Origin of the sequence: Virgibacillus sp. W0430, assembly GCF_051846935.1 — a bacterium.
In the GTDB taxonomy this organism is placed as follows: domain Bacteria; phylum Bacillota; class Bacilli; order Bacillales; family Amphibacillaceae; genus JBPYCR01.
This window is the reverse complement of sequence record NZ_JBPYCS010000007.1, coordinates 87318-109346: the sequence shown is the minus strand read 5'-3', so window position 1 is coordinate 109346 and position 22029 is coordinate 87318. Positions and strand designations below refer to the sequence as shown.

Genomic DNA, 22029 nt, shown 5'->3' with positions numbered 1-22029 from the left:
ACCTGCTTCATCTCTTTTAGCTTAATTTGTTAATTTCACCCCATAAATCCCATAATCTGGTCCCGGCTCAAAATCTCCATCTGTCACAATTTCGATAAACTTCCCCTTTATTTCTTTATCTTTCACAGATTCAATCCAAAAAGCAGCAAAACCAATAATTGTTGCCGATGACCTACCATTTTTAAATTCTTCAACGACTGGAATGATAACAACTCTTTTACACGTTTTATCTGCAGTATGATAATCGGAGCAATACGGTCTGTTTGCAGTATCATCTGCTTCCCGATCATTAAACGCAGATCTAACCTTTCCCCACTGCACACCTGGCTCTGTATCGACATTTCCAAGCTGTTGCTCCAATCCTGTTTTAATACCGTTCTCTAAATCAGCTGCCCCTCTACCACCAATCGCAAGATAACCATAGTTTCCGCTATCCCCTTTACCAGGCGTTTCATTTAACTTATATGTTGCACCTTTTGCAAAATCCTTTTTTTCTATTCCGATAGGTATAATTTCATTTCCTCTTAGTAAGCCACTGGCGATTTCTGCCCGTGCATCTGCTCCAACATCAGCAGAATTAAATCCAATTAGCTTCGCAAATGTTAATTCTTTACGAACCGTCTGACTCACCTCAATATATTTTTCTCCGGCTCGTACATCACTTAGCGGTATCGTGTACCCATTTTTGGCGGCTAAATTAGTTGCAACTTGCTTCGATTCATTTACAGATATAGTTAGCCTTTGTGCTCCTCCAAGTACTGCAGCATCTAACGCCTTTTGTAGCTTACTTTTTTCAAAGTATAAGCTGCCGGCATCCACGACAATTGCGGTAAATCCAATGATCATAAACATACTAAAAGCAACGAGTATCATCGTAGAACCAGCCTGTTCTTTATGAGCCCTTAGCATAAACTGAAATATAATTTTCATCATTCTACCCTCATTACCGTTTTGTTTTCCAGATTAAACGAACCGATAAATTGGCCGATAATTGGCGTTAAAAAATCAATAGGATATACAAGAGTAATCGTGACATCTGTTCCACTTTCACGATTACCTTTTCCTGCAGGTGCGATCGATATGCTGACATTATCTTCTTTAAGGCTACTCGTAGCATCTCTTATTTTTCCCGTAATGACATGATCCTCTGTCCCAATTGCTGCTGCCCGTGCCCCTTCTCTACCTGCATGATCTAACGTTAAAGAAGCATGAAATACCCTACCAAAATCTGTAATACCGAATAATAATAGTAGCAATATTGGTAATATAAGTGCTGTTTCTACAATTGCTTGTCCTTTTTGAGATCTCATATGTAAATCTCCAATATGTACGTACACAATGCACCAATAGCAATTGGAATTGCATACGGTATCGATATTAGTTGCGTTGCGCGCTTCGTTATCGTTAACGAGCCTTTCGCGCTTTTCAAAAATAAACAAGAAAGAAAAATTGATTTTATTGTTAAGCGAAACTGTTTCCTTTTTAGCAAAATAATAAAAGCAATAATGCCACCAACCGCTGCGCCATATAGGCCAGCATACAGAACAAATAGCATTCCTTTCCAAGCACCGATTGCAGCGAGCAATTTCACGTCGCCAGCACCGATTCCTCCCATGGCGTAAGGTATTATTAGCAGCGCAAACCCAACGAGAAACCCTTTACCACTGAATAAAAAACCGTCTAAGCCTGCGGTGAAAGCATGGTATATAAAAGCAAGCAGACTAGCAGGTAAGGTAACAGCATTCAATATTTTACGTTCACGCAAATCCGTAACGATGCAGATTATAAGCATGATGATAACTATCGCATTCACCATCGCTTTCATCTCCTTTCCAAGTGAAGAGAAGCCCTGCCAAGGCAGGGCATGCAATAATTAAAGCGCATCTACAACAGTTTGGAATAAGGCTACTAGCTTAGGTCCAATTAATGCTATGACAGCAATGGCTGCAATCGAAATCAAACCTATCAATAACCCATACTCCGTCATCGCCTGTCCATCTTCCTCTTTAAAAAAATTCGTTACAAAATTCATTTTAATTCCTCCCTTTTTGTTCGTTCGATATACTGAACTTAAACGGATTATATAGCGTAAATACTTTTTTGAAAAATCTCAAAATTGGGCATTTTTTAAATAAAAATCAGGTTTTTCTTCCATTTACTCCTGTTTTCTAGTTATTTTGTACTATTTCATTTTTTATATCGAATGAATTGTTTTGTATAATGAACAAAAGATGTGGAGGTGTTGTTCTTGAAAGCGCATGATGTAAAAGCTATTTTGAATATTATCTATGCGGATAGCGCTTGGAAACGAATGAAGGGCTTAATGTTTTATAAGCAACCGATTTCAAAAATAGGTTTATATATCGTTCCTTGTAACTCAATACATATGTTTTTTATGAGATTCCCAATTGATGTTGTTTTTACCGATCGATCAAATCGTGTTGTTAAAGTAGTGCGTGCGTTAAAACCTTGGAAAGTTATTTTTCCTGTTAAAGATGCGTATGCTGTATTAGAACTTCCTACTGGTACGATTGCAAAAGAAGGAATACGAAAGGGCGATTATATCGTAATATAAAAATTCGACAAAGCGTTCAAATTCGATGTCGAATCGATGTCGAGCGCTTTGTCGATTTTTATTGTAAATCCACCTATTTTATAAGCAATTTTCGGCAATAATTTCGAGTTTCTTCCTATATAATATACAAACGAAACAAAACAAAGAATAATGGCGCAATAATTGAGACGTAGACTGCACTTACGATCATCGTTATTGTGCTAATTGAGCCTTCTAGCTCACTGCTTTCCATAGCCTTTGCAGTCCCTATGGCGTGAGATGCACTTCCAAGTCCTACACCCCGCCCAATTTTGCTCTCTATGCGAAACAAACGAAATATATAAGCGCTTAGCATTGTACCTCCAATACCAGCTATCATAACAAACACCGCTGCAAGCGTTGTAATCCCTCCAGCTGCATGGGCAATATCCATTGCAACAGGCGTTGTGACCGACTTCGGGGTTAACGAAACAATAATTTCATCTTCAAATCCAGCCCACTTTACGAGCAAAATTCCAGACGAGACTCCAGCTATTGCGCCTATCAAAGATCCGAGCAAAAGAGGAATTGCTAATTTTTTTAATATTTGACGTTGTATATATAGCGGATACGCTAACGATACTACAGCAGGACCGAGCAATTGATTAATCCATTCCCCACCAATCATGTACGTCTCATACGACATATTAAAAATATATAATAGGAAAATAAGTATAAACGTTGATACAGCAACAGGTAATAGCAACGGATGCGCATACCTTTTATACAGCCAATTTGCGAAATTAAAAACAATAATTGTAACAAAAATGATGCCTGCTGCACTAATTAAGTGAACCATCGGTGCTCCTCTTTAGCTAGCCATTGACTTGATAAGCTAGAAGCTGTCATAACAAAAATTGTACTTATGAACACAATGATAACCAACATTATTCCTTTCCCGCTAAATAAATGGAAGTAATTCATCATTCCTACGGTAGCTGGGATAAAGAAAAAAGCGAGATTGTTCATCATAAACGTTGCACCCTCTTGAATCCAACTTACTCGTATTCCTTTCGTTAATAATAGAAGAAATAAGATGATCATTCCGATTACGCTGCCTGGAACAACTAGATGAAACGTAAACTGGATCCAATTTCCTAGTAAATAAATAAAATAAAATAAACATACGTGTATACTTATTTTAAATATGCTTTCGATACATACCCCTTCTTTCTAAGCCGGAGTGCACTAATTGTAGCGAACGACGTGTATCCGTCTTTCAATCTATTGGAAAGCGGACTTCTGTGGCCATAGCTGTTTAACGTATAATATTGTCAGCAATCTTTGTTTCCGCATCAATCGAGTGGATACATTATTAGACATTGTACTTCTAGTAGCGTACCAATCACTTTGGAATTTGCGTCGAAATTTCGTTTACACAACAGACATAAAACGACACTTACTCATAATTACTACTTGCTTTTCATCTAATTTTACCACCAATTATTGTCATATCTACATCGATATTCAATAGCTCATCTATTTCATTACGTGCAAATGGGTTTGTTGAATAAACGGTCATATCTGCCAGCTTACCTCTTGTAATGGTGCCTTTTATTCGTTCCTCATTCGTTGGATAGGCGCCCATTACAGTAAAAAGCCGAAATGCTTCCTCCAATGTTAGCTTTTGTTCAGGATTATATCCATTATATACTTCCCCTGGTTTCCTTCGGGTCACAGCTGCATGAATGCCTAGCAATGGATTAATCGGTTCAATCGGAGCATCAGACCCACCAGCAGCAAGTACTCCTAATTGCATATACGTTTTCCACGGATACACCCATTGGATCCGCTCTTTTCCAAGCCTTTCTTCAACCCAAGGAAAATCGCTCACTAGAAAGCGAGGCTGAATGTCTGCAATTCGAGATGGATGAACAAGTCTCTTAATTAGATCTTTTCTTACTACCGACGTATGAATAAGTCGATCACGATACGCAGCTGCTGGAAATTCATCCAACACATCTAATGTGTTCTCAAGTGCTTGATCTCCAATAACATGTACCGCAACCGGCATCGCCAGTGCACGTGCGCTTCGAACGTGTTCATACAGCATTTCTTGATCAAACATTGGCGATCCATATTCATTCGGTGCATCTGCATAAGGCTCGGACATAAATGCCGTGCGTCTGCCTAGTGCACCGTCCGCAAATATTTTTACTGCACCTATTTGTAATGTTTCGTTACCGAAGCCTGCATACATACCACTTTCTTTTAATTGCGGTAAATACTCATGATCGATTAATAAATTACAGCGGAGCCCGAGTTCTTCGTGATTTAATAACTCATCATACAGGCGATATGTTTGATCGAGTCCCCCCAAATATTTAGGATCGTTTGTATGCACACTCGTTATGCCTTTCTGAAGTGCTAGTTGCATCGCTTTTCTTAACGCCTGCTTTAATTCTTCATATGTATAATTAGGAATTTGCGCTGTAACAAGATCGGACGCCGTTTCCAGTAAAAGTCCGGTTGGTCGCTTTGTTTGTTCGTCAACAACTATTTTTCCACCTTCTGGAACAGTCATAGATTTAGTATATCCGATCTTCTCCAATGCTTTTGAATTAACTAAAGATGCATGCTCACACACTCGTGTAATAAATAACGGATGATGCGGTGCTACGCGATCTAATTCTTCTATTGAAGGTAAGGTACCGTCCGTATATATGTTTTCATCCCAGCCTCTACCAATAAGCCAGGCATCCTTTTTTAAAGTTGTTGCATAGTCGCGAATCATTTCTAACGTTTCGTTCTTAGTAGTGACACCTGATAAATCAAGATTTAACAAACTTATAGCGACTTTGGAAAGATGGAGGTGACTATCTACGAGCCCTGGAGTCACAGCTCTACCTTCCAAATCTATCACTTTACTCTCTGTTCTTCCCCATTGCAACAGCATCTCATCCGCTGTACCTACGTCTATAAATCTGCCATTGTCTACAACTACTGCTTCTACAATCGGCTTCGATGCGTCAAATGTATAAAAAGTACCATTCGTGTAGATTGTTTTCATGCAAATCTCTCCGTATCTTTTCTAATTGTATCCGTTTTCAAATGGAAATGTAGTTTGTAAAAAATAAAAGGTCGACGCAAGCGTGTGAATAGGAGAGGAACCATTGGATTGGACGTATGTGTAAATGCGCCGAGTCACTGGCGACAGTGAGCGAAGCTATTACACATACTTGTAACCCAAGACAAGTGTTTTATTAGTGACCGTGCAATCCACTGCTTTGCTAATACGAAACAAGCAAGCATTGGGAAGCACCCAAGCCTCTAATGCCAACGCAGCGATTGAATCGTCTCTTGACTAGGACTACTCATGTTAATAGGTGGTGGGTTCATAGAAGACCTCCTGCCACAAGAAAAACTTTCTAGCCTTTTTGTAATAATGGTTCCATTTGATGAAAGTAACCTTATAGATTACTATCAACAAAAATAGTTAAAACTTGCGCACCTTTATTATCTACAGGAACAAACAAATGTGGCTTTTCGCCTTTAAAATAAGCCGTATCTCCTTTTTCCATAAAATGCTTTTTCCCATCGTACATTAAATGAATAGAACCTTCCAATATGTAAATAAACTCTTCCTCTGAATGCGTGTATGGTTCGTAGCGAAAATTTTCGTCCTTTGGTGTTACGTGAACAATTGTCGGCTCTACATTTGAATAGTCTGGGCTCGCCAATAATTCATACGAATAACCCATGCCCTCGTCTCCCATACGATGCATACGATTTACTTGAGACAACAATACGAGGTCTGTTTCCGGGTGGTCATCAAGCACCCACGATAAAGAGACTTCCAGCGCTTCACTAATTTTTGATAATGTTGCAACCGCAGATGCCGTTTGTCCATTTTCTATTTTTGATAACAAGCTTTTAGAGATACCGCATTCGTCTGCAATTTGTTGCTGTGTTTTTTTCATTCGCAGTCTCGCTTGTTTTACTTTTTTCCCAATGTGATCGATATTAATGAAAATTGCCTCCTTCCACCAACCATTCCTGCATTACTTACTATTTATTATAATTTGCTCAACCGTCATGAGTAGAGGTGCTTTTATCATAGATGAGCACTTAAATTTCGTCAAGATGCGCATTTTCGAACAAATGCAGAAGCCCTTAAGAGACAGCTGTATTTCGCATATATATACTTAAATTATCATACTTTTATACGTTTTCAATGATACCAACGGCGTTACAGCATGATGCTGTGTCACAAATAATATTCGCTAGCCTAACATGTGCCCCCATTGTTAATTTCCATATAAATTATATTACAAACAGATGTATTATTTATATACCCGCTACAAAAATGAAACCATTCTAAAACACAATAACCATTCGAACAGTAGCATTTCTTAAACAATAAGAAAGCGATGGGAAGCCCATCGCACATTATACGGTTGTTTATATTTTATTTTTTAATTGATTGGCAAAGCATTCAAGTTATTACACAATTCCTGTCAACCACACTGTCTGTTATTAACACACTTGCCGTTCTCTTTTTTGTTACGTCAATACACCGAGCAACCAAGGCGCAGCATATAGAACCATAAATAAGACACCATAATTGACGCCATTTTTATGGAGCAAACCAGAAACGAGCGCAATTAAAATGGTTCCGAAAATGTTAATCCAACCAGCATCCATAAATGCGAGCATTACGACTAGTCCTGCAAATAATCCGATAAGCGCTTCATGTGGAATCCATTTAAACACGAACAAACAAATTTTACTTGCATATTTGATCGTTATGTAAAAAGTAATTAATAGTGCGATAATTGCACCGATAATCGTTACCGTCATAATTTCACCCATTGATAACAAGTGGTGTATATTATTTTCAGGTGTAAAGACTGGAGGTGCGTTAAATAACCCAGCAGCTGGGCCAATCGCCATAGGTGACAACGGCAGACCGATCGCAATTAACGGTACGAGCGTTCCTGATATATAGGAAGCATTCGTTAATCCGTCCATTGTTGAAATTGCCCGAGAGGCTCGCTTAACTGGGTCTTTAATATGACGTGTCAAAAACTCACCTAAAAATACAGTCATGCCTACAGGAGACAAGAAAAAGGTAACAGAACCTAAAAAGCTCCCCAACGCAGAGGTAGATACCTCTTCTTTTGTCAATATTTTAAACGGGTTCGGAAATCCCTTTTCTGTCTTTGACGTTTTAAAAGTTATTTCCTTATTTCCGAGCTGTGGTAACTTCTTTCGGGTTTCTTTATTTAATAATTCAAATAAGGTAAACGCAATAGGACCGATCGTTATACCTAGAAAAAAAGAAACAAATACGTTTGAATCTGCTGGAATAACTTCAAGTCCCCAGTATAAATGGCGTAACCCTTGAATAAGCAATGCAAACGGAATAATTACCGATAATGCCAAAATTTTGTTCTTTGCCATTAAAGCAAGAAAGATCGCCCCGAAAAAAAAGATCAAACCAGCATACGCACTTATTTTATCTGCATACGGCAATATAATATATGCAATGAGCAAGCTTGCAGGAATTGATACAAGTGTGCCAATGACTGACCCAGATGTCATCTTTTTAATACTAACATCTGGCATACCATGTGCTTTTAAAACCATCGCATGTTCAACCATAGGGGCTGCCATGACCCCGCCGGGAATTCCAGCAACCGCTACAGGGATAGAATCGGTTAGTTTTTTGGCGATAATCGCTGAAATGAAAAACGCTAATATTACATAAGGGGATAATCCTAATAAAGCAAGTGCGATCGTGACTGGTGCAAGCACCGCAGTTTCATCGGTCCCCGGCGCAATTCCGATCAGTGTATACAATACAGCACCACTGATGCTTGCTATTATTACTTGTATAATGATAATCGTATCCACAGATTATTCCTCCCCCTTTTCTTTAACGATGTTCCGCTTCGGCTTTATAATTATACTACTTGAAATAAATCCGATAACCCCACCAATAAGTCCAAAAATCAGTGGCTGTGGTGCTTCACCAGGTGCAATTAAGTACCCACCGAGTGAGAAGACAATACATAAGAGCATGGAAAACAGTAAATCTCTTGTTTTAACATGGTCGCCCCATACTTCAACATAGTCTTTTTTGTCCAATCGTCATCACTCCTACTCTAATTTGTGTCTTACTTTTTTATGTATTCATCAGGATTGCATAACTCATTATTTATTGTACTTGTACTTGCGATAAATTTCCTCTATTATTTCATAAATTTCATTTAGTGAACTATTTTATTCTGAATCTTCACTTGCGATTATGTTTTTTAAAATTGTTCAATTAATACTTTAAAGATTGAACAATTGCTTGCATAGCATCGTATCGAACAGTACCTTTTTCCAGTGCAATACGTACTGCTTCTTCAATTTGGTTTCCTTTTGCACCGACCATGACGGCCATATTTTTCGCATGAAGCTTCATATGTCCTCGCTGAATACCTTCATCTACTAACGCGCGCATTGCTGCAAAGTTTTGCGCTAATCCGACCGATGCGATAATTCCTGCGAGTTCTTCGGCAGAAGTCGTCTGTAGGATTTTCATAGCTGTTTTAGCAATTGGGTGTGCTTGAGTAGTCCCCCCGATAATCCCTACAGCCATTGGTACAGCAATGGTTCCTGTAATTGTACCATTGCTCTCTATTTCCCAATGTGTTAATGACTGATAACCGCCTCGTTTAGCCGCATAAGCGTGGGCACCCGCTTCAATCGCTCGTGTATCATTACCAGTTGCAAGCACGACCGCTGTTATGCCATTCATTATCCCTTTGTTATGTGTTGCAGCTCTATACGGGTCTGCAAGTGCCATTTCATATGCTTGAATAAATTTATTCGTTCGCTTTCTGTCTCCTTTAAATGGGTCTTGAAAGCTTGCACGCGCTCGAACAATTCGTTGATCCGCTAAATTAGACAAAATACGTAATACGGCCTCGCCACCTGTCATTTTTTCTATCCTTAATGCAGCAGCTTCTGCCATTGTATTTACTGCATTCGCACCCATGGCATCCATTGTATTAATGAGTAAGTGAATAACGACAGTTGCTTTTCCATTGGCCTCGATTACATGCGCCTCTAAATTTTCCGCACCGCCACCTAAAGCTACAAGCGTTGGATCCTGTTCATTACATATGTGTAAAATTTCCTCCTTGTTTTCATAAATCTTTGCCACTGCTTGATACGGTTGTGCTACATTAACGATATGAATTTGACCTCTCATTATTGAACCGGTGTAAGAGGTTGTAAAACCACCTAAGTCATACGCTAATTTGGCTGCATTACTAGCAGCTGCGATCACAGACGGCTCTTCCGTAGCCATCGGTACAATTACGTCTTTCCCATTTACTTTAAAGTTAACAGCAGCTCCTAACGGGATCGGAAAGACTCCAATTGCATTTTCTACCATTTGATTAGCCTGTTCAAGCTGCAATCCATTGCATTCGGTTAGTGTTTTTTTTTCAATTTCTGTTAACTTTACACTTTCTCCTATTTTATCAATTCGCTCATTCGGCGAGAGCTTATAAAATCCTGGTATTCTCGATGTCATCATGCTTTTCCTCCCTGGTTATAATCGTTTATAAAAAGAATGTGCCTTCAAAGTGCGGCAATAACTTGTATGGACTTCATACGTTCAACTGTGGATATTGTTACAGGATACAATTGCTCGTCTCCTGTTTTTGATCGATTCGTTTTTGTAGCAACGTATTAAGTTATTTAAAACGCATTTCATATCTTTTCTGTAGTCGGTTACCGGGTAGTCGACTTGGTTTTTTACGTATTAATGCCTCGTAACTATCGATACATATCACTTTTTTAAAGGTGTCTCAATAATTCATTTGCTTTTAAAGTATAAACAAAACCATTATTTTCCCTTACGTTATTATTGCCAGCAAGAGAAAATAATGGTTCTTTACTATTTACATTTATACGACTATATATTCGTTTATCCTTGTGCTGCAGCATACATGAGCGATTTACTCGGGAGCTGTTTCCCTAATTTCTTTTGAATATAAAAACCTGCTTCTTTTACTTTCTTTTCATCGATTCCTGTTTTAACTCCCATACCATGAAGTAAATACAACACATCATTTGTTGCTACATTCCCTGCCGCTCCAGGTGCGTACGGACAACCTCCTAATCCTCCTACAGAGCTATCAAAGCGTGTAATCCCATATTCCATCGACGTCATTATATTGGCGATCGCCATCCCTCGTGTATCATGGAAATGCATAATCATCTTTTCCTGAGGGTAGTATTTTAATAGCACTTCTAATAAGTTCTCGACTTGTGACGGTACTGCAGTTCCAATCGTATCTCCTAATGATAAGTCATCAACACCTAGGGAATAAAGCTTCTCACAAATTCGTAATACTTGAGTTGGAGTGACTTTTCCTTCAAAAGGGCAGTCAAAAACGGTAGAAATATATCCGGTAACATGCTTCCCAGCTGATTTTGCCTCATCTATTACTTCCTTCAAAATGGAATACGTATCGGCAATCGATTTGTTTATATTACCTTTATTGTGTGAATCACTTGCCGACATAAAGATAGAAGCACCATCAATTCCAGCCTCCAGCGCATGCTCAAGCCCTTTCATATTTGGAACCAAGGCAGAATAGCGTACATTCGGATTCCGCTTAATTCTCTTACCTACTTCACGCGCATCGGATAATGCGGGTATCCACTTCGGATGAACAAACGAAGAATATTCAATTTCCGACACTCCTGAATCGGATAGCATATTAATCCAAGCAACCTTATCATGTGTATGCACCCAATTCTGTTCGTTTTGCAATCCGTCACGCGGACCGACCTCTTTAATTCGTACTTCCGTTGGCCATTGTCTCATTCCCTACCCCTCCTTTTCCTGTACATACGATTAAATGACTTGAGTTTTTTCAACTAATAATGCGAGCATTATTCGTAACGAGCGATCACACTTGCGCCATGGAGATGAAGGCGCTTCCATATACATTTTATAAAAAGTATGCTGCTTAATCTACTTATATTCATCTTTGTTTCTTTTTATTCAACATTGTTGAATATAATATATTACAAATATTGTAATAAGTCAAACGATATATCTACTAATAATATATTATATGTAGCAACTACTCTTTGATTGACGGAGTTCTCCGTAAAAATGTGCCGCTTTTTATCATTAGACACGAAAGCTTGCAGGAAAAAAGGGATTATAAGCAGAGAGGTATGTCTTTTTGGCAAAAAAGCGAACGACGCCTATTTATATAGACGTCGTTCGTTTTTTTGGTACTTATAAAATTAGTTGTAGCTTGCAATTGATAGTGCACCTTATACTTACAGCAATTTTTATATACGCATGTGGGCAATTGGCGCACAATTGCGAGTAGGCGGGCAATTCGCGAGCGCGAGACGCTACTTTGCGAGCGCGAGACACCACTTGGCGAGCGCTGGACGACACTTTGCGAGCGCGGAACGGCACTTCGCGAGCGCGGGAACGCACTTTGCGAGCGCGGGAACGCACTTTGCGAGCGCGAGAACGCACTTTGCGAGCGCGAGAACGCACTTTGCGAGCGCGGGACGACACTTTGCGAGCGCGGGAACGCACTTTGCGAGCGCGAGAACGCACTTTGCGAGCGCGGGACCGCACTTTGCGAGCGCGGGACCGCACTTTGCGAGCGCGAGACGACACTTCGTGAGCGCGGGAACGCACTTTGCGAGCGCGGGAACGCACTTTGCGAGCGTGGGACACCACTTTGCGAGCGTGGAACACCACTTGGCGAGCGTGGAACACCACTTCGTGAGCGCGGAACGCTTGAATCGGATTTACACCATTACTTTACAAATATCGTTTGTAAATTCAACAGGGTCACCTACTGGCAGACCTTCGATTAATAGCGCTTGGTTGTACAATAAACTTGTGTATAGTTTTACTTTATCCTTGTCCGTATCATATGCTTTTTTCAGTGATTCAAATACTTCATGATCTACGTTAATTTCGAGTATTTTATCTGCTTGTACGTTTGGGTTGTCCGGCATTTGCTGTAGAATTTTTTCCATTTCAATGGACACTTCCCCATCTGCAGAAAGGCAAACTGGATGTGAGCGTAATCGCTTAGAAGCTCGTACATCTTTTACTTTGTCCTTTAGCAAATCCTTCATATAGTCAAACAACTCTTTGTTCTCTGTTGCTTCTTTTTTCTCCGTTTCTTTATCCTCAGCGTCATCAATTCCTAGGTCGCCGCTTGAAACGGAGCGGAATTCCTTTTCTTTGTATTCATTCAACATGCGGATGGCAAATTCATCCACATCATCTGTAAAATACAAAATTTCATACCCTTTATCAGCAACTAATTCGGTTTGTGGTAGCTTATCCAATCGCTCTACGGAGTCACCTGCAGCGTAGTAAATATATTTTTGATCCTCTGGCATCCGTTCAACGTACTCGTCAAGCGTGACAAGCTTTTTCTCTGTGGAAGAATAGAACATGAGCAAGTCTTGTAATGTTTTTTTATTTGCTCCAAAATCACTATATACTCCGTACTTTAACTGACGTCCAAATGTATCGTAAAACTTTTCATATTTTTCTCTCTCGTTTTTCAGCATGCTTTTCAATTCTGTTTTTACTTTACGTGTTATATTTTTTTCAATCAGCTTTAGTTGACGATCGTGTTGTAGCATTTCCCTGGAAATATTCAACGATAAATCCTCAGAATCGACAAGACCTTTTACAAAACTGAAATAATCCGGGAGTAGCTCGGCGCATTTATTCATAATGAGCACACCACTTGAATACAATTCTAGTCCTTTTTCGTATTCCTTAGAGTAATAGTCAAAGGGCATTGTTTCTGGAATATATAAAATCGCATGATAACGAATTGTACCATCTACACTTGTATGAATGTGTTTTAGTGGCTTGTCAAAACCATAGTGCTTTTCTTTATAGAAGTTCTCATAATCTTCATCTGTTAGCTCACTCTTGTTTTTGCGCCAAATTGGAACCATGCTGTTAATTGTTTCTTCTTCTACATAGTCAACGTACTCTTCTTCATTATCCTCCTTTGGTTTGCTTTTCGTAATATCCATTTTAATTGGATAGCGTATAAAGTCGGAATACTTTTTAATAACCTCTTGTAGGCGATATTCCTCTAAAAACTCTTCGTACTTTTCATCCTCGGTATCCTCTTTCATCTGGAGAACAATTTCCGTACCTACCTCTTGTTTATCACTTTGTATAATCGTATAGCCATCCGCACCTTCTGATTCCCACGTATACGCTTCATCGCTTCCAAGTGCACGGCTCGTTACTGTTACTACGTCAGCCACCATGAACGCGGCATAAAATCCAACACCAAATTGACCAATTATGTCATGGCCGTCTTCAATTTCATTTTCCTTTTTAAATGCGAGGGAACCACTTTGTGCAATTGTTCCGAGGTTATTTTCCAACTCCTCTTTCGTCATCCCAATTCCTGTATCAGAAATTGTTAACGTACGTTTTTCCTTGTCTGCATCTATTTTTATGTAGTAATCCCCTTGATTAAACGTTAACGAATCATCTGTAAGAGCTTTATAATAAATTTTATCGATAGCATCGCTGGCGTTAGAAATTAATTCACGTAAAAACACCTCTTTTTGAGAATAGATCGAATTAATCATCATTTCTAGCAACCGCTTGGATTCGGCTTGAAACTGTTTCTTTTCCATGAAATCGCTCCTTTATCTATCGTTTTTTCATTTGATAAATGATGGCTCACCAAAGATATTATAAAATACGAGAACAAAAAAATAAAATATTTAGCACTCTTGCTGCGAGAGTGCTAAAAGAAAAATAGTTCGTTTCGTTTCAGTTACTATTCATTCAGCTGTACCGCTTATACAGCTAATACGAAATGTACAATTGATGCTATGCTAGCCTCGCTTTACAAATTCTGATTTTAACTTCATTTGCCCGAATCCGGGAATTTTACAATCAATATCATGATCCCCACCAACAAGTCGAATGTTTTTAACTTTTGTTCCCATTTTCACTGTTGACGTGCTTCCTTTTACTTTTAAATCTTTTATAACCGTAACAGTATCCCCGTCGCTTAGCACATTTCCATTTGCATCGCGGATGGATTGTTCTTCTTCCGTGTGCTCCTCGCTCGTTTCTGCTGTCCATTCATGGGCACATTCAGGACAAACAAACAGGATGCCATCTTCATATGTATAAGCTGAATTACATTTTGGACAATTAGGTATTGCTGTCATTTTCCATCCCCCGTTATTATAGTAATTAAGTAGTTCTAAGATCTTTAATTCGTTTCATTCTTGTCGTGAATTTGTTCAATTCGGGCAAGACTATTACGCCAATTTTCTTGAATTGCCTGTATGACTTGCTCTTTTTTGTTAGCCTTGTATGCTTCAATAATCTTCAAATGCTCCAATCGTGATTCACCGCTATACATTTGCTTACTAAAATAATGAATTTCCATCCGCTGAATTTTCACTTTTAAGCTTGCAAGCATACGTGTTAATTCCATGTTGTTTGACTTTTGAATAATTTTATCATGAAACGCTTGATCTGCCTGAAACACTTCTATATTTTCGCCACTTTTTAGCTTCTGTTCAAACGTTTCATTTATTGCTTCTAAATCGCTTATGTCTGTTTCTCCAACATTTTCAAACCCTTGCGCAGCAGCGAGAACCTCTAAAGCTTCTACAATGGAGTATATATCTCGCGCCTCTTGCAAATTGATGGCTGCAACTTGTGTCCATCGATTCGCTTTCGTAACGACCAAGCCATCATCCTCCAAGCGAAGAAGTGCTTCTCGAATTGGCGTACGACTTATGCCTAAAACATTCGATAAATCTTGGTCACGTAATTTTTCCCCTGGTTCAAGCTTACCAAGCATAATCCACTCTTGCAGTATGTCATAAGCTTCATCGCGCATAAACGTCCGTTTTATTTTGACATCCTTTTTTTTATTCATTTTAACCCCTCTTTTTTTAACCATTAACCAATTGAGCCAATTATACTACATTATACGCATAATGTATTTAAGCCGACGTTATTTCGTCGGCTTAAGCGGTAATTATAGAAAAGGTACTCGGAATCTATTGTAAACGTCCGATATTGTTTCTATATTTTATTAATTAAGGAAGTATAAAATTGAAACGCTTCTACAATCTTTTGAACTGCACAATGTTCATTATCCATATGTGCTAGCTTATGCTCACCTGGTCCGAATCCAATTGTAGGAATACCCATACTCACAGGTGTAACAGCATTTGTGCTAAAATCCCAAAAATCATACGCTGTAGGAGGAGTTCCGTATATTTCTTCATACGCTCTGTTGCAAGCAATTGTCAGCTCATGATCTTCGTCAATTTTCCAAGCAGTATGAAAGGGATTGTACGTTATGTCTTTTCCTGTCCAGCTTTTTCTATGCAATGTACCAATTTCCCACGTTGCATTTTTCCCTTCAATTAGGCTATCCATTTCCTGTTTTATCATCTCTTCGGTTTCACCTAGCACGATCCGTCGATCTAAATATACTTCACACGCTGATGGGACGGCATTTAGAGAAGCGCTAACACTCGATATTTTTGACATAACGAGCGTTCCTTTTGAACCTTCTTCTCGCATTAAATGATCGTTTTGCCTTTCTACACGTTGAATAATTTCCGCCATTTCATAAATGGCATTTTTACCCTTTTCAGGTGCAGATCCATGGGCAGATACACCTTTTGTTTTAATGAGCATTTGCGCCTTCCCTTTATGCCCGAGAGTTATTTTATTATCCGACGGCTCGCAAATCACCATGTAATTAGGTTTTAATGCAAGCTCTTTAAATAAATGCTTTAAATTTTCCCCGTCACAATATTCTTCATTCACCGTACAAGACACGTAGATTGTTTTGTCTGCTGCATAACCGAGCTTTTTTGCTGCAGCTCCAGCGTATATTGAGGCAGCAATTGCAGACTTCATATCGACCGCTCCCCGACCGTACAGCTTACCATCGACAATCTCTCCGCTAAATGGAGGCACAATCCAGTCCTCTACATTGTTTGCTTCAACCGTATCCATGTGAGAATCAAACATAATCGACGTATCGCCATTTCCGATTCTGCCTACAACGTTTCCAAGGGAATCAATAATAACTTCATCATAGCCGAGCTTTCTCATCTTTTTTTCAATGCATAAGGCAATTGCTTCTTCATCGTCGGAATAACTTTTTATTTGAACTAACTGCTGTGCAAATGCAAGCACTTCAGATTCCATATTTCTCCACTGAATAGGCTCCAATCTACTTTTCCCCCTTTTATATGCACTTCATTAATCGTTTGGATAATGGCCTTTCCACACAATATCAAGGTAATGCTGATAATCTGTATCGCCTTCTGTATTAATAATTGCAATTCGAGCCTGCTCATCCAGCCCTAATTCTGCGCAAATTTGCTCATCTTCTTCTTCTCGTAGCGCAAAAAGGAGTCCAAGTGGAACAGCTCCTGATTCACCGGAAACAATCTTTTTATCTCCAGTAAGTGGATTACCAAGCACACGCATCCCTAGCGCCGCAATACGATCATCACAGGAAAAAGATGCAGAGGCATACTGCTTTAATATACGAAACGCACGATTATTCGGCTCTCCACAGCATAAACCTGCCATTATTGAATTCATATGGCCCGTTACAACTTCCATATCGCCTGTAGCACTCGAAAAAGAGCGATAATAGCAATCTGCAAGGTTTGGTTCTACGACTAGAATTGTTGGGCATTGATCCTTGTAATATTCCTTAAAATAAGCAGCAATTCCTGCAGCAAAGGAACCTACTCCCGCCTGTAAAATCAAATGTGTTGGTGCCTGCTTATCTGAACGCTCCAGATCGTCAATCATTTCTTTTGCAATACCCGCGTACCCTTGCATAATCCAAAGCGGAACCTCATCGTATCCTTCCCACGCCGTATCCTGTACGAGTATCCAACCATTTTCATCTGCCAAGTCGGCACACATACGAACGGTTGCATCATAATTCATATTCGTAACTTCCGAAAAAGCACCTTCGTTTCGAATCGCCTCCAGCCTGGAATGAGAAGACCCTTTCGGCATATAAATAACCGATTTATGACCAAGCTCTCGAGCAGCCCAAGCGATCCCTTTCCCATGGTTTCCATCGGTTGCTGAAATAAAAGTTAACTCGCCTAGCTGTTCTTTTACTTCTGGTAACTGCAAATCCGCAAACGACAAATCGCTAATATCTTTCCCTAACTGCTGCGCAAGATATTTACCAACGGCATAAATCCCACCCATTACTTTAAAGGCGTTCAAACCAAACCGTTTCGACTCATCTTTAACGCTTATATCCGCCACCTTTAAATAACGTGCAAGTTCCTTTAAGGAAATGTACGGTGTTTCTTTATAAGCGGAATGTGATTTCTGAAACTGTAATACGTTCGTAATGTGCTCGGTTGAAAAGGGAGCGAGCTCCTCATCGTTATACGTTGAAGAATAAGACTTATTTTTTACCCATTTTATGTTCTTTTCAGCTGTTTTTTCCATGTCATACCACCTCAGTTTTTTTATTTATAAATTTCTTTGTCATCTTTTACACTTAATTAATTTTTATTAGCAGTATTTTTTCGCTTATTGATATGTAATATATCACATATATTAAAACAGTCAATGCCACAGCTACGAATATTTTATTTCTGTCAGAGCATTTTTTTAGAAGGACTATGCAGTCAAAGTAATTGGAAACTACTTTTTTATACTGAATAGCAATCCATTTTGAGGCTTGCGATCAAGCTCCGCCAAAATACTAGACCTTGAAATACATAAGCTCCAAGGAATGTATCGATTGTCCATTGGCTACTGAAGGCATTTGTCAAAAAGTATTTAAGGTGAAGATCCCCAAAGATCTTCAAAAATATATAGCTCCAGCTCGGGGATCAGAAGTTTGAGAAATTATCTATTATCGACGTACACCCGTTGAACGAATGAATGCATATCTTAAAGAGTTCTTTCAATTAAACAATGTTCGTTACAGAACAGGTAAACGCGTCACCTTAATGTGTACAATGCATCTAAATTAGCAGTTGATCGAATTCATACAGCATTCAACCAAGAAACAGAGGTTGCATAGCAACACAAACTCGTCTGTGTGGAATCCGGATCCACGCAGACTCCTGCAGGTAAAGCAACAGCCGAAAATACATTTTAAAAGTTTTGGGAAAAACGTTTAAAATTAGTTGAGGCGTTGCCTGCGGAAAGCGGAGTGGATTCGGATGGAACACAGCAGCCACCGATCTAGCTTTAAATTTTTAAGTCGATTTTAAAATTCTGTTCTTTTGTGATTTTTTAAAAATGGCAATGATGAAATTGACTCACTTATAAAAATAAATTCGTTGCTTGGTTTAGAGTAAATCAGGGAATACGTAAACAAGTAGTAAGCAGAGGCAACTCTGTGTGAATTGGAGGGTGACGTGTGAAGCAATTTGCAAAGCTACTCATTACTGGGATCCTATCTGGGTATATTCTCGCTTTTTCCTTAAAAATAGTGAAATTTGTAACACATAATAAAGCGTATGATCTTCTATTTAATATGGATTATATTCCTATTATACAGGATTGGCAGCCAAGCTTGTTCTGGGGAATATGCTTTCATTATGTTACTTGTATCCTTAGTGTCGTTCTATTGTTTTACATTTTAAAGCTACTTTACCTTGAACGATCCATTCACCCTTATGTACTTGTATATTCAATTGGAGGTGGTGCGTTATTTTTCTTAACGTCTTTATCCGCTCAGCCTCCTGCCGCAACTGACTTCGCGGCTTGGTTTTTTTGGACGGCCGGACATGCTGTATTTGGTGTGGTTGTCGGACTACTCATAAAATATTGGGAATAGCACGGTTGTTATATCGTAATAAATCTATTATTACTTGAGGGAAAGCCTACTAAATTGGATGTTAGAGTTAACAAGCGGGACTGTATTTCATTAAATACTATTCCCGCTTCCCACTTACTATTTTATATAAAAGTCTGATGTTTCTGTAGCAACAAAAGTTGCTTTGTATAAATCTCTTACCCGCCGTTTCGTAAGAGATTTAAGAAGAATCTATCAGTAAAGCGACAATTTGGTTAAGTATAAACCGGTAAAACGCCAATCCTGTCTATGGGAATGGAGTTTTCCTGCGTGTTAAGTTGCTCCAGCAGATACGTTGTTAATGAGTTTACTTTAAAATCATATTTAGCTTTTCATTTCATTTTTAAGATAATGATACAACGTATTTTCGATAACCCTCTCCAATATTAAATTCATACGTACAACAGGAAGCTCTTTTCCTTGATCATTAACCATAGTATCTTGTTGAACGGCCTCTTTATCTGGAAGAGGACTATACAAAAAGGCCTCTTTTACGTAAAATGCAAAAGAAGCCTTTTAAAGTTAGTACTATACGTACTTAATAAGTTTAAATAGTTTTTCAAATCTATAAATCCGCTTCACACAATCAATTCTGGTTCATACATAATCGTATGTGGAGCATGTCGATCTTTATTTAAATGAGAAATTAGTACTTTCCCCGTATCTTTGCCCATTTGATACGAATTCTGTTTTATATAAACAACATTCAACGTTTGCATGAGCACCATGAACTCTATTTCACCGTAGCAACCGATTTTTACTTGATCAAGCGGAAGATTTCTTGATTCTGTTAATCCTTTAATTGCCCCAGCAGCCATTAAGTTGTTGAAGGCAATAATAGCTGTCGGCACGTTTTTTTGGGAAGAAAAATGTTGCACCGCTTCATAGCCACACTTTTCCGTAAAATCACCGTTGTAGATGAAGGAGTCTTCAACTGAAACGTCATGCTCTTCCACTGCCTGTAAAAAACCTTTATAGCGATCACGTCCTGTGTTTACATCAAGTGAGCCGTTAATGACACCTATGTTCGTATGACCTTGATCAATAAAGTGCTTCGTTAATTTATATGCACCGAGTTGGTTGTCTTCAGTAATTGTAGAAATCCTATGTTTTATTTCTTCATTAAAACGGTCGATTAAAATAATTGGAGTTCCTGTACTAGCTAAGCGCTCTATTTGTTCTTTGTTTTTACCAGTTGTTGCTAGGATAATTGCATCTACTCTTTTTTCATTCATTAATTCAAGAAGCTTTGCTTCCTTTTTTTCATCTTCATTTGAACTCGAAAATATTAGATTATAGCCGTATCTTTCAATTTCATCTTCAACACCTTTAGAAATTTGCATAAAATACGGATTTGAAATGTCGGGAATTATAACCCCGATCATGTTTGTTTTTTCTTGCTTTAAGCTTTTAGCCACTGCATTAACTTGATAATCGAGCTGCTCTATTTTTTGAAGTACTTTTTTCTTAATTGGATCACTCACATATCCGCTGTCATTTATCACACGTGACACAGTCGCAATAGAAACTCCTGCTTCCTTTGCTACATCTTTAATTGTTACTCTCATTACAGCTCACTCCATGTCTAGCACAATGAAATATAAATGCCTATAAGCATTTCGTACTATTTCATCTTGTATTCTTTTGAATATTGCTTGGAAACGTCGTACATTTGCTTAATTTCCAATTGCAATGCAGAATTAAACTGGACTTTGTCCGTATTTCTGCATGCATAATCTTCCAATATCCCTTCGAGCTTCAAAAAGTACTTGGAGTTCATTGGATAGAGCTGTCTTTCAATCGTTGATGCAAGTCCTAGGAAGCTTTGCAATTTATTCGCTTTTTCTGGAGCGTTTTCCCAATCTTCATACAGACGTACATATAGATCGGGATGGAAGTTGCACATTATTCCACTATATCCATGAGCACCGAGCTTTAATGAATCTAATAACGTTGGTGCATTTGCATTAAATATTTTCAAATTACTATTGTTAACTGCAGCAAGCTTTTGTTCGATATCTCTTACATTACAGCTCGTATCCTTCAAGAAAGAAAAGCGATCCGTAGCCGCACACCATTGAAGTAATTCTGGAGATAATAAGCGCTTATAAGGTAATGGACATTCATAAAATCCAAGCGTAATCCCGTCGGTTTCACTTAGAATTTTTTCCACATTCGCTTTAAATACATCGTCCGACTCATCGCTTCGCGCAAGCTTATTCGTTAATAAAACAACTGCGTCTACTCCTGTATTAGCAATTGCCTTTATTTCATCGATTTGATCTTGAATAGCAAACGAAACATTTCCAGATGCAATGACAGGTACTCTTCCATCTACCTTTCTCGTTACAAACTCAGCAAGCTCAATTCGCTCTCTTAGTGAAAGGTGAAACATTTCACTCGATTGACAAACTGCAAAAAGACCATGCACCCCATTGTCAATATACCACTCAATCAAATTGTCCAAAGATTTATAATCGATCAAACCATCTTTTGTAAATGGTGTTATCATCGTTGGCCATACGCCATTGGCGATCGTTTTATTCATAATGCATTACTCCT

General features: G+C 38.7%; 22 protein-coding genes and 1 pseudogene. 3 read left to right on the top strand and 20 right to left on the bottom strand.

Annotated features, from left to right (window positions below; translation table 11 throughout):
• Nucleotides 1-21: 21 nt before the first annotated feature.
• Genes ACLIBH_RS05910 through ACLIBH_RS05895 form a run of 4 tightly spaced genes read right to left on the bottom strand, consistent with a single transcriptional unit; the run spans nucleotide 22 to nucleotide 2032 of the window.
• A complete protein-coding gene (locus ACLIBH_RS05910; protein ID WP_439315774.1) occupies nucleotides 22-933 on the bottom strand; it encodes a pilus assembly protein TadG-related protein in 912 nt (303 codons plus the stop codon).
• A complete protein-coding gene (locus tag ACLIBH_RS05905) occupies nucleotides 930-1310 on the bottom strand; it encodes a TadE/TadG family type IV pilus assembly protein (RefSeq protein WP_439315773.1) in 381 nt (126 codons plus the stop codon). Before ACLIBH_RS05905 ends, ACLIBH_RS05910 begins: the two co-directional genes overlap by 4 nt.
• Nucleotides 1307-1816: an A24 family peptidase gene (locus ACLIBH_RS05900; RefSeq protein WP_439315772.1), complete on the bottom strand. Its 510-nt coding sequence runs from the start codon at nucleotides 1814-1816 to the stop codon at nucleotides 1307-1309. Before ACLIBH_RS05900 ends, ACLIBH_RS05905 begins: the two co-directional genes overlap by 4 nt.
• Nucleotides 1817-1873: 57 nt before the next feature.
• A complete protein-coding gene (locus ACLIBH_RS05895; protein ID WP_439315771.1) occupies nucleotides 1874-2032 on the bottom strand; it encodes a Flp family type IVb pilin in 159 nt (52 codons plus the stop codon).
• A gap of 216 nt (nucleotides 2033-2248) precedes the next feature.
• On the opposite strand from ACLIBH_RS05895, the gene ACLIBH_RS05890 reads away from it, so the two are divergent.
• Complete coding sequence (locus tag ACLIBH_RS05890; RefSeq protein WP_439315770.1) at nucleotides 2249-2575, top strand: DUF192 domain-containing protein; 327 nt, start codon at nucleotides 2249-2251, stop codon at nucleotides 2573-2575.
• A 115-nt stretch (nucleotides 2576-2690) separates the two neighbouring features.
• On the opposite strand, the gene ACLIBH_RS05885 is transcribed toward ACLIBH_RS05890, so the two are convergent.
• The 13 genes from ACLIBH_RS05885 to dpaL all read right to left on the bottom strand — a co-directional run bounded on the left by ACLIBH_RS05885 (nucleotide 2691) and on the right by dpaL (nucleotide 18104).
• A complete protein-coding gene (locus ACLIBH_RS05885; RefSeq protein WP_439315769.1) occupies nucleotides 2691-3392 on the bottom strand; it encodes an LrgB family protein in 702 nt (233 codons plus the stop codon).
• The gene (locus tag ACLIBH_RS05880; RefSeq protein WP_439315808.1) at nucleotides 3380-3733 is read right to left on the bottom strand and encodes a CidA/LrgA family protein; all 354 of its coding nucleotides are present in this window, start codon (nucleotides 3731-3733) and stop codon (nucleotides 3380-3382) included. The genes ACLIBH_RS05885 and ACLIBH_RS05880 overlap by 13 nt, the downstream gene beginning before the upstream one ends.
• A 283-nt stretch (nucleotides 3734-4016) precedes the next feature.
• Nucleotides 4017-5603 (bottom strand): amidohydrolase, encoded by a 1587-nt coding sequence (locus tag ACLIBH_RS05875; protein WP_439315768.1) that lies wholly within the window; start codon nucleotides 5601-5603, stop codon nucleotides 4017-4019.
• Between the two features lie 400 nt (nucleotides 5604-6003).
• Nucleotides 6004-6546 carry a helix-turn-helix domain-containing protein gene (locus ACLIBH_RS05870; RefSeq protein ID WP_439315807.1) on the bottom strand — a complete coding sequence of 181 codons (543 nt, stop codon included), beginning with the start codon at nucleotides 6544-6546 and terminating at the stop codon, nucleotides 6004-6006.
• 550 nt (nucleotides 6547-7096) lie between these two features.
• A complete protein-coding gene (locus tag ACLIBH_RS05865; protein ID WP_439315767.1) occupies nucleotides 7097-8449 on the bottom strand; it encodes a tripartite tricarboxylate transporter permease in 1353 nt (450 codons plus the stop codon).
• A gap of 3 nt (nucleotides 8450-8452) precedes the next feature.
• Nucleotides 8453-8683, bottom strand: a complete 231-nt coding sequence (locus ACLIBH_RS05860) for a hypothetical protein (protein WP_439315766.1) — start codon at nucleotides 8681-8683, stop codon at nucleotides 8453-8455.
• Between the two features lie 181 nt (nucleotides 8684-8864).
• Entirely contained in the window at nucleotides 8865-10127 is a 1263-nt protein-coding gene (locus tag ACLIBH_RS05855; RefSeq protein ID WP_439315765.1) for a hydroxymethylglutaryl-CoA reductase, degradative, read from the bottom strand.
• 393 nt (nucleotides 10128-10520) lie between these two features.
• Entirely contained in the window at nucleotides 10521-11426 is a 906-nt protein-coding gene (locus tag ACLIBH_RS05850) for a hydroxymethylglutaryl-CoA lyase (protein WP_439315764.1), read from the bottom strand.
• Between the two features lie 956 nt (nucleotides 11427-12382).
• Nucleotides 12383-14263, bottom strand: a complete 1881-nt coding sequence (gene htpG / locus ACLIBH_RS05845) for a molecular chaperone HtpG (RefSeq protein WP_439315763.1) — start codon at nucleotides 14261-14263, stop codon at nucleotides 12383-12385.
• 204 nt (nucleotides 14264-14467) lie between these two features.
• On the bottom strand, nucleotides 14468-14809 hold the full coding sequence (locus ACLIBH_RS05840; RefSeq protein WP_439315762.1) for a zinc ribbon domain-containing protein YjdM: 342 nt from the start codon (nucleotides 14807-14809) through the stop codon (nucleotides 14468-14470).
• A 44-nt stretch (nucleotides 14810-14853) separates the two neighbouring features.
• On the bottom strand, nucleotides 14854-15531 hold the full coding sequence (locus ACLIBH_RS05835) for a GntR family transcriptional regulator (protein ID WP_439315761.1): 678 nt from the start codon (nucleotides 15529-15531) through the stop codon (nucleotides 14854-14856).
• 149 nt (nucleotides 15532-15680) lie between these two features.
• A complete protein-coding gene (locus tag ACLIBH_RS05830) occupies nucleotides 15681-16847 on the bottom strand; it encodes a YgeY family selenium metabolism-linked hydrolase (protein WP_439315760.1) in 1167 nt (388 codons plus the stop codon).
• A 30-nt stretch (nucleotides 16848-16877) separates the two neighbouring features.
• Nucleotides 16878-18104: a diaminopropionate ammonia-lyase gene (gene dpaL, locus ACLIBH_RS05825; RefSeq protein WP_439315759.1), complete on the bottom strand. Its 1227-nt coding sequence runs from the start codon at nucleotides 18102-18104 to the stop codon at nucleotides 16878-16880.
• 263 nt (nucleotides 18105-18367) lie between these two features.
• Here dpaL and ACLIBH_RS05820 point away from each other — a divergent pair.
• Together ACLIBH_RS05820 and ACLIBH_RS05815 are read left to right on the top strand one after the other, a co-directional pair.
• Nucleotides 18368-18687, top strand: a pseudogene (locus tag ACLIBH_RS05820) (IS5/IS1182 family transposase); the annotation flags it as partial.
• Between the two features lie 342 nt (nucleotides 18688-19029).
• The gene (locus ACLIBH_RS05815; protein ID WP_439315758.1) at nucleotides 19030-19449 is read left to right on the top strand and encodes a hypothetical protein; all 420 of its coding nucleotides are present in this window, start codon (nucleotides 19030-19032) and stop codon (nucleotides 19447-19449) included.
• 342 nt (nucleotides 19450-19791) lie between these two features.
• Here the strand turns inward: ACLIBH_RS05815 and ACLIBH_RS05810 are convergent, their stop codons facing one another.
• From ACLIBH_RS05810 to ACLIBH_RS05800, 3 genes are all read right to left on the bottom strand, one after another.
• The gene (locus tag ACLIBH_RS05810) at nucleotides 19792-19947 is read right to left on the bottom strand and encodes a hypothetical protein (protein WP_439315757.1); all 156 of its coding nucleotides are present in this window, start codon (nucleotides 19945-19947) and stop codon (nucleotides 19792-19794) included.
• A gap of 98 nt (nucleotides 19948-20045) precedes the next feature.
• Nucleotides 20046-21035: a LacI family DNA-binding transcriptional regulator gene (locus ACLIBH_RS05805; protein WP_439315756.1), complete on the bottom strand. Its 990-nt coding sequence runs from the start codon at nucleotides 21033-21035 to the stop codon at nucleotides 20046-20048.
• Nucleotides 21036-21091: 56 nt separating this feature from the next.
• Nucleotides 21092-22015 carry a dihydrodipicolinate synthase family protein gene (locus ACLIBH_RS05800; protein WP_439315755.1) on the bottom strand — a complete coding sequence of 308 codons (924 nt, stop codon included), beginning with the start codon at nucleotides 22013-22015 and terminating at the stop codon, nucleotides 21092-21094.
• Nucleotides 22016-22029 lie beyond the last annotated feature (14 nt).